Here is a 16179-nt window from a genome sequence, read left to right on the forward strand (position 1 = left end):
CCGGTCGTGCCGGGCGGCCATTCCTACGGCGGTCATCACCAGCGCAGCCAGCCACGAGAAGGCGGCTGCGCTGGGCTGCATTCTGTGAACATTGGCCGGTCTTACGGCATCGACGCTTCCGCTCGCCGGCATGGACGGACGTTTGGGTGACCGAGTGAGCGCCCAGATCAACCAGCTCTGCACTGGCTTCGGGCAAGCCAGTCATTGCAACGGATGCCACGCATAGCGGCGGCATTGCGCGTCACGCCAGGCAAAGGTTGATTACGCAGCGCAGCATGAGCTGTCGTATTCGTGGCCCGGCTGCGACGGCACGGCAGAGAATGAGACCGCCGTCACACTGGTTGCCGGAGCATGAGGATCGCGGTGATCGGCAAGGGCAACATCGGCGGAACGCTCGGGAGCAAGTGGCGCGCGGCCGGGCACGAGGTGGTCTACGGAGCACGGGACGGGTCCGGCCAGGGCCCAGGCGGCGCTCCGGTGCGCAGCATCGGTGAGGCGCTGAAAGACGCCGAGGTGGTGCTGCTGGCCGTCCCCGGCCAAGCCGTGCCGGATGTCGTGAACGAGCAGGGGGCAGCACTCGCGGGCAAGGTGGTGATCGACGCGGTGAACAGGATGGGCGCGCCGGAGCCCGACAGCCGGGCGCTAATCGCGGCCGCCGCCCCGTCGGCCCGGTACGTACGCGCGTTCAACTCCCTCGGCTGGGAGAACTTCGCTGACCCGGTGGCCGGCGCGAACCTGTTCTTCGCCGCCGATCCCGAGGCGCGGGCGGCTGCCGAGGAACTCATCAGCGCCGTCGGCCTCGAGCCGGCCTTTGTCGGCGACGCCACCGCGACGGCAACCGTCGACGCCCTGCTGCCACTGTGGTTCGCACTGGTCAGACAAAACGGCGGCAATCGCAAGGTCGCGCTGGGCATGGTCCGCTAACCCCCAGAGACACCAGCCGGCACAGCGCCTCCTAAAGGAGCATGCCGGATCACCGAATATTCGCTTGTGTGGCGGCCCGACCACTCGTCAAGTTGTGTCGCGCAGAACAGTCGGATCCGCACCTCCGGCGCGGCCTGTTGCGAGGGCGTGCGCAGGCTCGGGTTGCTTGCCGTGACAGGCCTCCGCCCTCATCCTCCGTCCCTGGTAGGCGCCCAGTTGCGCGGCCGCCGCCGGACATCACGGCAGGACCAGCGTCTCGCCAGTGTCCCTGGCGTGACCTGACCGCGGCATGAGGGGTAACTCAGTTGAGTTCAACGGCCCCTCCGCCTACTGTGACGGGCGAGGCGATAAGGCGGGGCGATGAAGTTCAATCATGTTGGGATTCCCACGGTCAGCTCATTTGCCGGCGAGATCCCGTTGCCGCACCTGAAGATGACTGTCAGTGATCACCTTAACAACCCGTTCGGCATCCAGTGGCAGCGGTACTGGAAAGACGCCCCTTATCCCACCCTGGTCAAGACGGTGGCACACGGTGGCATTCGAAACCGATAACCTCGCGGCCGCCCTTGAAGGCCAGCACGTCATCATCGAGCCCAATTCACCCAGCCATGGCGTGACCATGGCCTTCATTGAGGTCAGCGGCGCACCAGTCGAACTCGTGCAAATCGATCACCAGGCGCGCCCGGATCTGTAGAACCAGGTCGGCCACCGGTAGCGTACGGCAGCGGTACGCCCTCAGCGTGCCCGTGGCAGTCTCAGTCGGCCGTCACCGCAGGGCTGCCCCGTGTCAGGCAAAGGAGGACAGGATTGCCTGAGGTCAAGCTGTCTAACTCCTTCAGCCCGGGGCACGGCGCGCTGGAGCACGCGATGGACGCGATCGCCGCCTTCTTCGCCGGCACCCGCCGGGTGCTGTTCATCCCGTACGCGGCCAGCGACCCCGACGGCTATGCCGAGGCGACGCGGGAGATCCTCGGCAGGCTAGGCGTGCAGGTATCCAGCGCTCACCGGGCCGCAAGCCCGCTAGCGGCCCTGGACCAGGCCGACGCGGTGTTCGTCGGCGGGGGCAATGCCTTCCGCCTGCTGCAGGCGGTGCGGCGCAACGGGCTGCTGGCCGCGATAGGCAGCCGGTCCCGCACCGGGATGCCCTACCTGGGAGTCAGCGCAGGGGCGAATCTGGCCTGCCCGACCATCCGCACCACCAACGACATGCCGATTGTGCAGCCGGCCTCGCTGTCGGCGCTGGGAGTGATTCCCTTTCAGGTGAACCCGCACTACCCGGCCGCCGGCCCGCTGCGCACGGCACGCGACCGGCGGCTGGGGGAGTTCCTGGAAGAAAACGACGTTCCCGTGCTCGGCCTGTGCGAGGGATCCTGGCTGCACGTGTCCGCTGCCCGGGCGACGGCGGGCGGCACCGCCGGCGGCCGGGTCCTCACCCGCGGGTGCCCTCCCGGCGATGTCCAGCCCGGCGATGACCTCTCCGCCCTGCTCCGCAGCCGTCCCCGCTACGATTCACCAGCACGCTAGCCGTGGCATCCAGCCGTCGAAGAAAGCCCGCGGCTGGCAACGGGAACCTGGTGGCCGCGGGCGGTGTATTGAGGGGTGAGTACCGGCTCGTGCAGGGGGTGCCATCGACGACGCGGACGCGGTAGCCCGGTCCCGGGACGGCGACCTTGACGCCTATGCGGTGCTGGTCGCCCGGTACACGCTGCGCGCGCACCGGGCTGCCTGGCTGCTAGGGGCTGGCGAGGATGCCGACGATGTGGTGCAGGAGGCGTTCGTGAAGGCGTTCCGGAGCCTGCCGAAGTTCCGGGCGGGTGAGCCGTTCGCGCCCTGGCTGCTGAGCATCGTGGCCAACGAGACGAAGAACCTCTTGCGCTCCCGGCACCGCCGCGGTGCGCTGGCCCTGCGGCTATCGGCCCTGGAGCCGGATGCCTCCGTCCCCGACGCTCCGTTCGACGAGGCGGTGGCCGGCGAGCGGCGCGCCCGGCTGCTGGCGGCGGTGAACGCACTGCCGGACCGGGAGCGGCAGGTGCTGGTGTGCCGTTATTTCCTGGATTTGTCGGAGGCCGAGACGGCACGGGTGCTGCAATGGCCGCTCGGCTCGGTGAAGTCCCGTACGTCCCGCGCCCTGGGGCGGCTGCGCGGGCTCGTCGTGCCCGAGGACCAGGGCCGGGTGTTCCATGGCTGAGTCTTCCGGGTCCCGTCGCGCACCGCAATGGCGGGACGCGCTTGCGTCTGAGCTTCGCGTGCTGAGTCCCCAGCTCGACGTGCCGCCCGCCGCAGAGCAGGCCGCCACCGTCCGCCAGCGCCTGGAAGCACAGCAGCGCCTGCAGGCACGCACGCAGCCGATCGCGCGGTGGCGCGCGCGGATCCTGTACCCCCGGTGGCGCGCTGCCTTGATCGTAGCGCTGACCGTCGTCGCCCTGGCCGTGGCGATCCCGCAGAGCCGGGCGGCCATCGCCCACGTGCTCCGGCTCGACGGCGTGGAGCTCCACCAGGCACCTGGCCCCTCACCCGCGCCGCACCCGTCCCTGCCCGGCGAGCAGCGGATGTCGCTCGGTCAGGCGCGGCAGCGTGTCGCCTTCCCCATCCTCGTGCCGACAACGCTTGGCCAGCCGACCGCGGTCACGGTCAGCGACAGCGGACGGGTCGCGACGCTGATCTACGACCGCGCGCCGTACGGCGAGGTGCGGCTGGACGAATTCGACGGCCACCTGGACCCGGTCTACTTCGAGAAGTTCGTCCGGGTCGGCAGCGTCACTGAGGTCTCGGTGAACGGCACGAAAGGGCTGTGGGTAACCGGGCCGCAGGAGATCGTGTACGTGCGCAGCGACGGCATGATCGTGCAGGCCTCGGCCCGGCTCACCACCGGCAACACGCTGATCTGGGGCACGCGGCGGGTCGCCCTGCGCCTGGAGGGCGGCTTCAGCAAGACAGCCGCGCTCGCCGTCGCCGCCTCCGCTGGCTAGCCGGGCGCGGCCTGCCGGGAACCTGCCGCCGGGCTGCGGTGTACACCCAAGCGAGGCGCTACGGAAGGAGCCACCGGAATGCTGCGCAGGTTCATCATTCTCACCTCCCTCGCCGCGGGCACGGCCATCGCCGTCACCGCGGCGGTCGCCACCCCGGCACTCGCGAAGGGAGCAACCCAGGCGAGCATCACCGGCCCGGGGCTGGCCCGCCCGGTCACCATTTCCGCACAGGGCGAGGCCCTGCCGGGAGAGGCGGACACGCTCTCCAGCCTCGCCGGGCAAACCGGCCTGTTCGTGCTGCTCTTCGGCCCCGGCAACGGCACGCCGGGCGGGCCGTTCGCGCTGCGCACCCCGCCAGCAGCGGCCTCCCTCGGGCCGAAGTACACCGTTACCTACACGGTGCCCGGCGTCACCCCAGGACCAGGCCAGGCGGACGGGCAGATCCGCCAGGACCTGTACCCGCGCGCGGCCGGCGGCCCGGTGGTCTACACGCTGCCCGGACAGCAGGGCTTCGGCCAGCCGCTGCAAGCCACCGGATGGCTACGCGGCACCACGCAGCTGACCGCCACCCTGACCCGGCTCGGCGTGCCTGCCGGCGCCTCGCTCCCGACCGCCCCCGGCTCCGCGGCCTCCGTCCCGGCCGCCACTGCCCCGGCCGCCGCGCCAAAGCCCGACGACACGACAGCCACGGCCTTGCTGATCGCCACGACCGTGTTCGCCGTCGCGATCGCGATCGCCGGCACCGCCCTGTGGCTACGCCGGCGCTCCCGGCCCGCGATTGATCGGCCTGTGCCGGACAGGCTGGCCGCCGAGGAGACGAGCGGCGAGCCGCGGCGGGAACCAACGGTCCGTTCGGAATGAAGAATGTGTCAATCGACATCGATCACAGAGCAGGTGGTGCACCCGCGAGTAACGGCAGCACGCTTACCCAACTCTGCAGGCCTGCGCGCGCCTCCGTCGTTGGCCTGGATGCCAGATCGCGCGGTCCTTGCCGCGATGCCGCTCGGCATTCTCATCGGGGCTGCGAGAGGTTACGATCTGCGCATCCGCGCCACTGTCGGGGCGGCATCTAACTGGTCGTTCAGCTTGGATGTCTGATGGATGCGTTTGAGGCCTGGCTTGAGCACCTTCGCTCGTGTTCTCCGCCGGCGGGGACATCGCAGTGCTCGGAGATGGCCGGGTGCCGTTCGCCCTGCGTGCGGCTGCGCTGCGCTCGATTGTCACGCTGTTCGCCGAGGTGTTCGCGCCGCGGCTGGCGGCGGGGCGCCTCGGGTACGCCTCCCCGTGGAAGCAGGCTGAAGGCCAGAGCTTCGAATGCCCTTAGCCGCGCACCATAGCCGCACACCCGAGGAGGAGCCCCTGAGTATCCCCGCCCAGCGATTTGTCCGCCGCCGTGAGGCTGACGGCGTGGTCACGGTCGAGCTCGTCAACGCGAAGTCGATGAACATCCTCGGCAGCGAGGCTATTGAAGAGCTGACCGCTGAGTTTCAGCGGCTCTCCGCCGAGGACGACTGCGGGGTCATCGTGCTGCGCGGTGCCGGCGACAAGGCATTCATCGGCGGCGCGGACATCGGCGAGATGGCAGGACTGGACCAGGCCGCCGCCGAGGCCTTCATCAGCAGGCTGGCCGCACTGTGCGAAGCGGTCAGGGCCTGCCCGGCGCCGGTGATCGCCCGCCTTTCCGGCTGGTGCCTGGGTGCCGGGCTGGAGGTAGCGGTGTCGTGCGACCTGCGCATAGCGGGCGCCGGTGCCACATTCGGCATGCCCGAGGTCGCCATAGGCCTTCCGTCGGTGATCCACGCTGCCCTTATTCCTGCGATGATCGGCGCCTCGCGAGCCGCGTGGCTGCTGCTGACCGGCGAGACGATCGACGCCGGCACGGCGGCGAGCTGGGGGCTGGTCCACGACGTGGTCCCGGGTGACGAACTAGACGCGCGCATCACGCGACTGGCGGCCCGGATGGCAGCCCTGGGCCCCCAGGCCGTCCGGCGGCAAAAGCGCCTACTCAACGAGTGGATCGACATGAGCCCCGCACGGGCGATCGAGGACAGCATCGCGCAGTTCGGACGGGCCTACCTCACCGGGGAGCCGCAGCAGTACATGGCGCGGTTCACCGAACGGCAGGCCGCCCGCAGAAAACAGCCGTGATTTCCGCCGGGGGTCCGCGCACTCGTTCCGCGTCAGCATATGTTGACGCGAGACGTCCGTCAGCATATGCTGACGGACATGCAGAGCACACTCGAGATCGCCGAGGGCGCGGCCAGCAATGACCCGGACATCGGGTTGCGGGCGGTGGCCGCCCTGCGGGCACTGACGGAACGGCTGGAGATCCTCCAGGTCGACAGCGCGCGGGAACTGGGCTGGTCGTGGCAGGACATCGCGACCCGGCTCGGCGTCACCAAGCAGACTGTGCACCGCAAGCACGGCCACCGGACGGGGAGACGATAATGACCGAGCAATTCACCGGCGACGCCCGGCAGGTTGTTGTTCGCGCGTCCGAGCAGGCGCGCCGCCTCGGTCACGGCTTCATCGGCGGCGAGCACCTGCTCTACGGCCTTGCCTCCGCCGACGGAGAGGCCGGTACGGTGCTGCGCGAGCGGGGCGTCACGCCCGAGCGCGTCGAGGCGGAGTTCGTTCGCCTGATCGGTCCGGGGAACACAGCGAACGGCAGCTTGTTCGACACCCTCGATCGCGACGCGCTGACCACGATCGGCATCGACCTCGACACGGTGCGGGAGCGGATCGAGGCGGCATTCGGGCCGGCCGCCCTCGCCCCGGACGCCCCGGCGCCCCGCCGGCTGGGGCGACGATCGCGCCGCATCCGGCGGCCCGCTCACCCCACCGGAGACCTCCCGCTCACCCGCCGGGCGAAGAAATGCCTGGACAGTTCGCTCCGCGAGGCACAAGCGCACTCCGGCGGTCATCTCCGCGCAGAGCACATCGCCCTCGCACTCCTGGCAATGGATGACGGCGTTCCGCACCGCATCTTGTCGGCCATCGGCGCCTCGGCGTCGCGGTTGGGTGCCGAGATCCGCGACCGCTACCGGGACGGCGGCGCTCCACAGTCCGTGACGCGGTAGACGCCTGAGTCCCCACTCCTACTGCCTTTCCCGCCAGCGACAAGGCTCGACATCTTCCCCGAGCAGGAGTGACTGAAAGATCATCCCGAACGGTTGCGTGGCTTCGCGTCGATACCCACCGGCAGCTGCTGAGGGATCATACCGGGCCGGGAGCTACTTACAGGTAGTGCGCCTGGTGGGTGTCATGCGGCTGGTGGTCAACGAGTTGGTCGCAGGTCGGGCAGTACCAGCGGGCCTCGATGGGGGTACCGCAGCTGAGGTGACGCGGGGCATCCACCGTATCCGTATGCCGGGTTCCCCAGTGCGCGAGCAGCCGGAGCGCACCGGTGAGCTCGATGCCCTCGGCGGTCAGCTGGTAGGTGGCCCGAGGCGGGCGCTGGGAGTAGGGCCGGGCTATCAGCAGTCCGTCGCGTTCGAGCCGCTTGAGGCGGTCGGACAAGATGTTCGCGGCGATGCCGGGGATCAGGCTGAGAAGTTCGTTGAACCGCTGAGGGCCGGGCAGCAGCGCCTCCACCACCAGCAGTGTCCACCGGTCGCCGACCCGGGCGAGCGCCTCGGCGAGCGGTGAGAGTTCCAACTCGGATTCAGCCATGGGCTGATCGTAGTCCCGTTGACTTCTAGCCAGTTAATAGTAATTTGCAAGTTACTACTTACTGGAGGTGGCGATCATGGCGATCCTCGATGAGATCGGGGCAAGCATCAGGCAACTGGCACAAGGGGCCGGGACCTCGGTCGTGGGCGTCGGGCAGCGTTGGGGCGCCGGCTCGGGTGTCGTGCTCGGCGAGGGCAAGGTCCTGACCAACGCGCACAACGTGCGCGGTGACCGCGTGACGGTCACCTTCGCCGACGGTCGCGCGGCGGACGGCGATGTGGCCGGGCACGACATCGACGGCGACCTGGCCGTCATCAGCGTCGACACCGGGGCGATCCCCGCACTGCCGTGGGCCGATGGGGCAGTCGCGGAGATCGGGATGCCGGTCTTCGCCCTGGCCAACCCGGGCGGGCGCGGCCTGCGGGTGACGTTCGGGTTCGTCTCCGGCGTCGAGCGGACCTTCCGGGGTCCCCGGGGCCAGCGCATCACCGGCAGCCTCGAGCACACCGCCCCGCTGCTGCCCGGCTCGTCGGGCGGTCCGGTTCTCACTGCCGCGGGGCAGCTGCTCGGGATCAATACCAACCGCCTCGGCGATGGCTTCTACCTGGCCATACCCGCCGACGAGACACTACGGGGCCGGGCCGATGCGTTGGCCCGCGGTGAATCAGCACAATCGCCCAGGCTCGGTGTGGCAATCGCGCCGAACCACGTGGCCAGGCGGCTCCGCCGCGCCGTCGGCCTGGCAGAAACCGATGGCCTGCTCATCCGGGACGTGGAGGAGGACAGCCCGGCCGCCCGCGCGGGTCTCGCCCAGGGCGACCTGATCGTGGCTACCGCGGGCCGCCCGATCCGCACCTCCGATGACCTGTTCGATGCACTCCAGGCCGCCACACCGGCCGGCACCGTCGAGCTCAACGTCATCCGCGGCACCGGCGAACGGACCATTCAGGTCACCTTCGCGTAAGCACGCGAAAGCCCCGGGTTTCGTGGAGTCCGCACGAAACCCGGGGCGGTTCAGGCCGTCGCCGTCAGCCAAATCACCGTGCTTGGGTGACGACCTTTCACCTGCCTGTCGGCAAGCCTCGGAGCGGATGGTTCCCAGGTTCCACTGACAAGGAGGGCACGGCATGACGTCACCTGGCGAAGGCAACCTCAGCTTCGAGCAGGACATTAAGCCCCTGTTCCGTTCGAAGGACAGGGATTCCATGCTGGCGGCTTTTGATCTTTTCGACTACGCGTCCGTCGCCCAGCATGCCGACGCCATCGCCGGCGCCCTGCGCAGCGGCAAGATGCCTTGCGATGGCGCGTGGCCCGCCTCTCAGGTGGAGAAGCTCCAGCAGTGGATTGACGGCGGGCAAGCCTGCTTAGCCTCGGCGATGGCGGCCAGGCCATCCTCGGCAAGCGAAGCTGGGCAGCGGGCTAGTGCGTGCGGCCGGCGAACAGCAGCCGCAGCTCCCTGGCCCGCTGCACGGCCGCGGACCGGTCACCGACCTGGAGCTTGGCGTAGATGCTGCGGACCTGCGCGTTGACGGTGTTCACCGAGACGGACAGCTCGCCGGCGATCTCAGGCCGGGACAGGTTCGTCGGCAGATACCGCAGCACCCTGAGCTCGGCCGGGGTGAGCTCTTCCGCCGGCGGCAGCGACGACGGCTCTTCGGCCCCCGGCGATGAGCCGTCCAGAACGTCGAGGATGTCGGCGAGCAGCGCGGCGTGCGCGGTCTGGTGCCGGGGGAGCGCCCTGAGCAGTTCTGCTGCGCCGGTCATCGCGAACGGCAGGACCAGCCGGTCGGACTCCGCCAGGGCAAGCGCGCGTTCGGCCGCCTGGTTCGCCGCGCGCTGGTCACCGAGTTCGCGATGGGCAAGCCCGGCGAGCAGCTGCGCTTCAACGACCGTGACGTAACCGAGGACAGGTGCCGTGCCGTTGAGAACATCACGCAGCGCGTCAAGGGCTGCGGCCGGATCGCCTTCCGCGAGGCAGATCACCGCGCGCGCATTGCGTGTCTCACCGGAGCCAGCCATTTCGTCATCGAGGGCCGCGAGGCGGGCGCGGGCTTCGCCGGGCAGCCCGAGGCGGGCCTGCGTGGCGAGCAGCCAGCCGGTCAGCTGGCTCGCCAGCGCCTGCGATCCCTCCAGCTGAGATGCCAGGTCCTGGGCCGCACCGAACTCCTCGAGTGCCTCGTGGTGGCGGCCGCGACTGGCGTTCAGCATCCCGGCCGTCTGGTGCAGCAATAGCCTGATGTCCGGCCCGGTGTCTGTTTGCAGCGCCCGCTCGGTGCGCCGCAGCCAGTGCTCGGCCTCGTCGAACTCGCCCACGAACATCATCGTGCCTGCGAGCGTCATGAGCGCGGGCGCGATCGCTGGTTCGGCGCCCCAGCCGTGCTGTTCGGCGAGCGCGATCGCCTCGCGGCAGCGCCGCTGGGTCGTGGCGAACGCATCGCTGTTCGGCTTGTCGGCACTGTGGTAGATATACGCGAAGGCGAGCTGCGCCAGGCAGCCGACTTCGAGGTAGGGGCGGCCGATCTCCCGGGCCAGGACCGCGCCCTCCTGGAGGTGGCGTACGGCGTCTGGCACCCCGAGCGTCCACGCCTCGGCGGTTCCCAGGTTCATCAGCGCCACCGCGCGCAGATCACTGCCGAGGGCGATGTCCGCATCTGACTGCCCGGATACCGGGGAGTCGAGGAACCTGACGTGCTCGACGACGCCGGCCAGGTGACCGCGTCGCCGGGCCAGCGCCAGCTGCAGCGACGCGATCGCCACCCCAAGGCGGCGCCGGCGATCCGGCGTCGTCGTCCGGACGTGCGCCTCGGCGACCGCGAGGTGGGCGCCCGCGTCGTCCAGGCGTCCCTGGGCGAGGTCACCCATCGCGCGCACCAGGGCCAGCTCGGGGTGATCCGCGCCCGGCGGGAAGGCCTGTACCAGCGCCTGCATGGTCTGCGCTTGCCCGTCGAGCGTCAGGCTGAACGAACGGTCGGCGAGCAGCCGGGCCGCATCAGCCCAGTCGCGCGCCTCCTGCGTGTGCCGGATGGCAGTGACGACCTGGCCATGCACGATGAACCAGGCGGCGGCGCGCCGGTGTAGCGCGGGTACTTCTTCCGGCAGCGTGCGGCGCAGCTCCAGCCGAAGGAAATCCGCCAGCAGGCGGTGATAGCGGAACCACGCGCGCTCGGGGTCCAGCGATTCGACGAATGCGTTCGCGTCTTCGAGGCTCAGCAGGATCCGTTCCGAGCCGGGGCGGCCCGTTAGCAGATCTGCCAGCTCGCCGTTGACGCGGTCGAGCAGGCTGGTGCGCAGCAGCAGATCCTGCACGTCGGGCGGCTGGCGTTCGAGCATCTCGGCGAGCAGGTACTCGGCGACCGTGCGGTCGCTGCCGGAGAACTCCGTGACGAACCGGTCCGGGTCGGGGTGACCGGCAAGGGAGACCACCGCGAGCCGCAGGCCCGCGGCCCACCCCTCGGTGCGCTGGTACAGCAGCGCGGCCCCGGCCGCGGACAGTGCGATACCCGAGGCGTCGAGCAGCTCACGGGCTTCGCGCTCGGAAAAGCGCAGGTCGGCCGCGCGGATCTCGGCCAGCTCACCGGCCAGCCGCAGCTGATGCAGCCGCGGCAGCACATCGTGACGCGCGGTCAGTATCGCGTGCACGTCCGCCGGAAGATTCATCAGCAGCCGGGTGAGCTGGGTGAATGCTTGAGGCGAGGTCAGCTCGTGGAGATCATCGATAACCAGCGTGACGCCGCCGCGAGCATCGGCGAGCTCCGCGAGTACCCGGTCGACCATGGCCGGCGCGTTGAAGTCGGGGGTCGCTGCCGACGGCTCCGCACGGCCGATCGTGGCCGAAGCCTGACGGACCGCGTCGAGCAGCGCAAGCCAGAACTGCTGGGCGTCTTGCTGGTCGCGCTGTACCTGCAGCACGGCGAGCCGGCGCTGCTGCCCAGGACGGTCGGCCCAGGCGCGCAGCAGCGACGTCTTCCCGCTGCCGGCCGGGGCCGAGATGATCGTCACCTTCCGCGTCGCGGCGCGGTCCAGGGCAGCAATCAGGTCGCCCCGGTGGATGAGCCGGGGAGTCGCGTGAGCCACTCTCAAAGGCCTGCCTTGGTATCTGTGCCGGACACCTCCAATCCTGTCACATCCGGCCAACATCGCTCAGCGGTCGTGATCGGTCTTGACCCGCATCCGGAGCGTTCCCGGGCCCATCTCGACCGGCGGGACGCCAGGGAGGTGCGCCGTGGCCGTGCAGTTCGGTGGGACGGTCATCGTCACGCTCATCTCCTCGCCGGCGATCTCCCAGGAGATGGCGGCACGGCCATAGGGTGTCTGGTGGCTGGCGGCGGCGGAGGTGAGCCCGCCGCCGGGCCGCGGGCGGAACTCGATCTTCCGGTAGCCGGGGGCAGCAGGTGCCAGGCCCGCGACGACGCGGTGCATCCAGTCCGCGACCGAGCCAAGGGCGAAATGGTTGAAGGAGGTCATCCCCGCCGGGTTGAGCGTGCCGTTCGGGCGCAGGCTGTCCCAGCGCTCCCAGATCGTCGTGGCGCCCTGGGTGACCGGGTACAGCCATGACGGGCACTCGGTCTGCATGAGCAGCCGGTATGCGGCGTCCAGGTGACCGGTGACGGTGAGCGCGTCGCAGACGATCGGGGTGCCGATGAACCCGGTCCCGATGCGGTAGCCGTTATCCGCCACAAGCTCCGCGAGCCGGCGGCCGGCCCGGCCGGCGGCATCCTCGCCGTCAAGAAGGCCGAAAACGACGGCGACCGCATAGGACGCCTGCGTGTCGCTGGTCAGCCGCCCGGATTTGAGCAGGTACCGGCTGCGGAACGCCCTGGCCACCTCGCCGGCGAGCTCGCGGTATTTCTCCGCACCTGCCCGGTCGCCGAGGACGTCCGCGGCGATCGAGACGTGCCGCGCCGACCACGCGAAGTAGGCGGTGGCGATCAGGTGCGGGTCCGTCTCGCTGGCCGCCGGATCGTCCGCGGGCGCGGCGGGATCCAGCCAGTCGCCGAGCTGGAATCCGGTGTCCCAGACCCGGCCGGGACCCGCCAGGGAACTAACGAGATCAACCCACGCCCGGCCGGCGGCGTAGTGCCGTCGCAGCAGTTCCGCATCGCCGGTGGCCTGGTAGAGCGCTACGGGGGTGAGTGCGGCGACGTCGCCCCAGCCGGCGCCGGGCCGGATGGGGGTCCAGGGAGGCGGGCTCGGGATCACCGGGACGAACCAGGGCACGGTCCCGTCGGGGAGCTGCTCGAGGCCGACGTCGGTCAGCCACGAGTCGAGCATCGCGGCGCAGTCGTAAAGGAACAGCGCCGTGGGCGCGAAGACCTGGACGTCGCCGGTCCAGCCGAGGCGCTCGTCTCTGGCCGGGCAGTCGGTGGGAATGCCGACGAAGTTCCCGCGCATGCTCCAGCGGACGTTCTCGTGCAGCCGCTGCACCAGCGGGTCGCTGCACTCGAACGTCCCGGCGGGCTCCATGTCCGTGTGGTAGACCCGGGCGACGATGGATCCTTCGGTGAGTTCGCCGGGCCAGCCGGTGACCGTCGCGTACCGGAATCCGTGGATGGTGAACCGGGGCTCCCACTGTTCGGTGCCCTCTCCGCGCAGCATGTACTCGTCGGTGGCGCGTGCCTGGCGCAGCGGCCCCATCGCCAGGTCGCCGTCGACGAGGATCTCGGCATGGCGCAGCGCCACCCGGGTGCCGCGCGGCCCGGACACGCTGATCGCCAGCCGGCCGACCAGGTTCTGCCCGAAGTCGAGGAGGTAAGAGCCGTCGTCGCGGCGCTGGCTCCGCACCGGCGCGATGACGGCGGTGCAGCGGACCGGCGGGCCCTGCGCCGGGACCAGCGTTGACATGTCCCGTTCGTGCAGCGCAACCGGCGCCCATTCCCCGTCGTCCGCACCGCGGTCCGCACCGCGGGGCCGGGACCAGTCCGCGCTGCCTAGTCGCCCGTCGTGGACCTCGCCGTCGTAGAGGCTGCTGGTGATGATGGGTCCGGCTGCGGCTTGCCAGGAAGAGTCGGTCGCGATCACGGTCATCGTGCCGTCGTCGTGCGTGATCTCCAGCTGCGCGAGCCAGGACTGATCGGTGCCGTAAATACTGCTCGTGCCGCCGCCGAAGCCCAGCCGGCCCCGGTACCAGCCGTCGCCGAGCCACACGCCGATCGCGTTGCGTCCGGCCGCCAGGTAACTCGTGACGTCATAGGTGAGGTACTGGAGCCGCCGCCCGTAGACCGTCCAGCCGGGGCTGAGCGCGTCGCCGCCCACCCGCCGGCCGTTGATCTCGGCCTCGTAGACGCCATGCGCCGTCGCGTACAGGCGCGCCGAGACGACGCGCTTGTCCAGGGTGAATTCCCTGCGGACCCGCGCAGGCCTGCGGTCGGCGGACGGGACCGCGCCGGAGTCCCAGGCGCCGCCCACCGGCACGGCGGACCACTGCCCAGGGTCAAGCAGCGCCGCCTCCGCCCACGCGGGCTCGCTCCAGCCGGAGACGCCCGGTTCGTCATCGGTCCAGACACGGACCCGGACCCGGACGCGGTCGCGCGAGGCGAGCGGCTCCGCCGGCCAGGGCACGAGGTGGCGTTCGGCGGCAGTCACGCGGCCGGTGACGGTGGTCAGGCCGGCCCGCTGGAATTCGAGTTCATAGGCGAGCTGCGATCCCGAGGCTTCGGGCAGCCGCCAGGAGATCCGGGGACGAGCGGTGCCGAGGCCAAGGCCGTCGGGTGAGCGCTCGAACGTGACAGAACCCGGGGTGGGCAAGGTCATCAGGCCTTTCAAGGGAAATCGTCGGTGGTCGCTGGTGTTCTCGGCAGTCAGCCCTTGACTGCCCCCCCGGTGAGCCCCTTCATGACGCGCTGGTTCAGCGCGAGGAAGAGGGCGAGCGTGCCGCCGACGGTGATGCAGATCGCCGCGAACAGCGGGCCGTATTGAATGGAGCCGAATTCCCCGGTGAAGTTGAGCAGTCCGACCTGGACGGTGCGCAGGTTGTTGCTGTTGGTGAAGGTGAGCGCGACAAGCAGGTCGTTCCACATGAAGAAGAACTGGACGAGGGCGACCGTCAGGACGGCGTTGCGGACTATCGGGAAGGCGACGGTGAAAAAGATGCGGACGATCCCCGCGCCGTCGATCGCCGCCGCCTCGATGACTTCGTGGGGGACCGCACGGAAGTAGGTCGCCATCATGAAGACAGTCAGCGGCAGGCCGGTCGCGGTGTAGGTGATGATCAGCGGCCACAGCGATCCGGTCAGCCCGACCTGGTAGTAGATGGTGAACAGCGGCAGCAGGATCATCTGGGACGGCACCATGATGCCGGCCAGGAACAGCAGCATGGTCGGTCGGCTCAGCCGCCAGCGCATCAGTTGCAGCGCGAACCCGGCGGCGCCGCCGAGCAGGATCACCAGGGCCAGCGCGGGCAGCACGGCGGTGACGCTGTTCCTTATATAGATGCCGAGTTCGCCGGTGACCCACGCGGCCTTGTAGTTTCCCCACATCCAATGGGAGGGCAGGCTGAACGTCGGGCGGTTCAGGTAGTCGTACTGCGACTTCACCGAGCCGAGGAACAGCCAGACCAGCGGGTAGATGACCACGACGAGGAGCACGAGGGTCAGCAGCCGCGCCGGCAGGCGCCGCACCATACGGCGCAGGCCACGGCCGGACTTCTGCGCCGCGGTATTGCGCACCGTGTTGCCGGTGCGGTCCGCGATTGCCGTCGCCATCTTCACGCCACCTCCTGGCCGCCGGTGCGCGACCACCGGTACAGGGCGAGCGTGACCACCAGGCAGATGATCGTGAGCAGCAGCGCGATCGCGGCGCCGTAGCCGTACTCGCCGTAGGAGAACGACGTGTTGAACATGTAGAGCGTCAGCGGCGTCGAGGTGTTTCCCGGACCGCCGTTGGTCAGCGCGAGAATCGAGTCGAATACCTTCAGCGTCCCGTTGATGCTGAAGATGATGGACGACAGGAGAACAGGGAACGACAGCGGCACCACGATGTGCCGCACCAGTCGCAGCCCGTTCGCGCCGTCGATCCTGGCCGCCTCGATCGTCGAGTCGGGAATGTCGACAAGGCCGGCGTACAAGAGCACCGCGTAGAACCCCATAGACCGCCAGATGTCCATGATGATGATGATCCAGAACGCGTGGCCCGCGGTGCCGAACCAGTCGACCGGGTGGTACCCGATGAAGCTGAGGAACGAGTTGACCGGACCGTTGACCGGGGCCACCGCGAACAGGTTCTGGAACATGAGGGCGACTGCCACCGTCGGCAGGACGACGGGGAAGAAGATGAGGGTGCGGATCACCGCGGACGCCCGCTTGAGCACGAAGACGTAGAACAGCGCCAGGAGGTAGCCGAACAGCACCTGGCCGACGGTCAGCACCACCGCGTACCGGAGCGTGAACCACAGGGCAGTCCGCACATTCGGGTCGGAGAACAGGCGCCTGATGTTGGCCAGCCCGGTGAGGTGATAGCCCGTGATGGCGTTGCCCGTGGTCAGCGAGTAACCGGCCGACCAGAAGACGGGAACGAGCATCACCGCCGTGTAGATCACCAAGGCGGGCCCGACGAGCATCGCGATCGCCCGCCTGTTGCCCAGAAGTTCGTTCACCTTGCGGCAGTCCCCTCAGTCAGT

The 16179-nt window shown here is 69.6% G+C and carries 16 protein-coding genes; 11 read left to right on the forward strand and 5 right to left on the reverse strand.

What is annotated here, in order from left to right; all coding sequences use genetic code 11:
• The first annotated feature begins 351 nt into the window (after positions 1–351).
• The 10 genes from EAS64_RS26290 (at position 352) to EAS64_RS26335 (ending at position 6973) form a co-directional block, all read left to right on the forward strand.
• Entirely contained in the window at positions 352–924 is a 573-nt protein-coding gene (locus EAS64_RS26290) for an NADPH-dependent F420 reductase (RefSeq protein WP_145857212.1), read from the forward strand.
• Between the two features lie 532 nt (positions 925–1456).
• A complete protein-coding gene (locus EAS64_RS45050) occupies positions 1457–1618 on the forward strand; it encodes a hypothetical protein (protein ID WP_222849615.1) in 162 nt (53 codons plus the stop codon).
• 113 nt (positions 1619–1731) lie between these two features.
• A complete protein-coding gene (pepE, locus tag EAS64_RS26300; protein WP_145857214.1) occupies positions 1732–2448 on the forward strand; it encodes a dipeptidase PepE in 717 nt (238 codons plus the stop codon).
• A 160-nt stretch (positions 2449–2608) separates the two neighbouring features.
• Positions 2609–3112 carry an RNA polymerase sigma factor gene (locus EAS64_RS26305; protein WP_246115869.1) on the forward strand — a complete coding sequence of 168 codons (504 nt, stop codon included), beginning with the start codon at positions 2609–2611 and terminating at the stop codon, positions 3110–3112.
• A gap of 58 nt (positions 3113–3170) precedes the next feature.
• Positions 3171–3893 (forward strand): hypothetical protein, encoded by a 723-nt coding sequence (locus EAS64_RS26310; protein ID WP_145857218.1) that lies wholly within the window; start codon positions 3171–3173, stop codon positions 3891–3893.
• Positions 3894–3971: 78 nt separating this feature from the next.
• A complete protein-coding gene (locus tag EAS64_RS26315; RefSeq protein ID WP_145857220.1) occupies positions 3972–4754 on the forward strand; it encodes a hypothetical protein in 783 nt (260 codons plus the stop codon).
• Between the two features lie 274 nt (positions 4755–5028).
• Positions 5029–5217 carry a hypothetical protein gene (locus EAS64_RS26320; RefSeq protein ID WP_145857222.1) on the forward strand — a complete coding sequence of 63 codons (189 nt, stop codon included), beginning with the start codon at positions 5029–5031 and terminating at the stop codon, positions 5215–5217.
• Positions 5208–6041: an enoyl-CoA hydratase gene (locus tag EAS64_RS26325; RefSeq protein ID WP_145857224.1), complete on the forward strand. Its 834-nt coding sequence runs from the start codon at positions 5208–5210 to the stop codon at positions 6039–6041. Before EAS64_RS26320 ends, EAS64_RS26325 begins: the two co-directional genes overlap by 10 nt.
• Positions 6042–6119: 78 nt before the next feature.
• Positions 6120–6341, forward strand: a complete 222-nt coding sequence (locus EAS64_RS26330; protein WP_145857227.1) for a helix-turn-helix domain-containing protein — start codon at positions 6120–6122, stop codon at positions 6339–6341.
• Positions 6341–6973, forward strand: coding sequence for a Clp protease N-terminal domain-containing protein (locus EAS64_RS26335; protein ID WP_145857229.1), 633 nt, complete (start codon positions 6341–6343; stop codon positions 6971–6973). Before EAS64_RS26330 ends, EAS64_RS26335 begins: the two co-directional genes overlap by 1 nt.
• A 157-nt stretch (positions 6974–7130) precedes the next feature.
• Here EAS64_RS26335 and EAS64_RS26340 read toward each other — a convergent pair whose 3' ends face one another.
• The gene (locus EAS64_RS26340; RefSeq protein ID WP_145857231.1) at positions 7131–7565 is read right to left on the reverse strand and encodes a winged helix-turn-helix transcriptional regulator; all 435 of its coding nucleotides are present in this window, start codon (positions 7563–7565) and stop codon (positions 7131–7133) included.
• A 76-nt stretch (positions 7566–7641) separates the two neighbouring features.
• On the opposite strand from EAS64_RS26340, the gene EAS64_RS26345 reads away from it, so the two are divergent.
• Positions 7642–8529, forward strand: a complete 888-nt coding sequence (locus EAS64_RS26345) for a S1C family serine protease (protein WP_145857233.1) — start codon at positions 7642–7644, stop codon at positions 8527–8529.
• 455 nt (positions 8530–8984) lie between these two features.
• Here the strand turns inward: EAS64_RS26345 and EAS64_RS26355 are convergent, their stop codons facing one another.
• From EAS64_RS26355 to EAS64_RS26370, 4 genes are all read right to left on the reverse strand, one after another.
• Positions 8985–11639 (reverse strand): winged helix-turn-helix domain-containing protein, encoded by a 2655-nt coding sequence (locus EAS64_RS26355; RefSeq protein ID WP_222849617.1) that lies wholly within the window; start codon positions 11637–11639, stop codon positions 8985–8987.
• A 66-nt stretch (positions 11640–11705) separates the two neighbouring features.
• Entirely contained in the window at positions 11706–14315 is a 2610-nt protein-coding gene (locus EAS64_RS26360; RefSeq protein ID WP_145857237.1) for an alpha-L-rhamnosidase, read from the reverse strand.
• Positions 14316–14362: 47 nt separating this feature from the next.
• Positions 14363–15265 (reverse strand): carbohydrate ABC transporter permease, encoded by a 903-nt coding sequence (locus EAS64_RS26365; protein ID WP_145858016.1) that lies wholly within the window; start codon positions 15263–15265, stop codon positions 14363–14365.
• Positions 15266–15267: 2 nt separating this feature from the next.
• Positions 15268–16155, reverse strand: coding sequence for a carbohydrate ABC transporter permease (locus EAS64_RS26370; RefSeq protein ID WP_145857239.1), 888 nt, complete (start codon positions 16153–16155; stop codon positions 15268–15270).
• Positions 16156–16179: the final 24 nt, after the last annotated feature.

This window comes from Trebonia kvetii (assembly GCF_007827045.1).
GTDB lineage: Bacteria > Actinomycetota > Actinomycetes > Streptosporangiales > Streptosporangiaceae > Trebonia > Trebonia kvetii.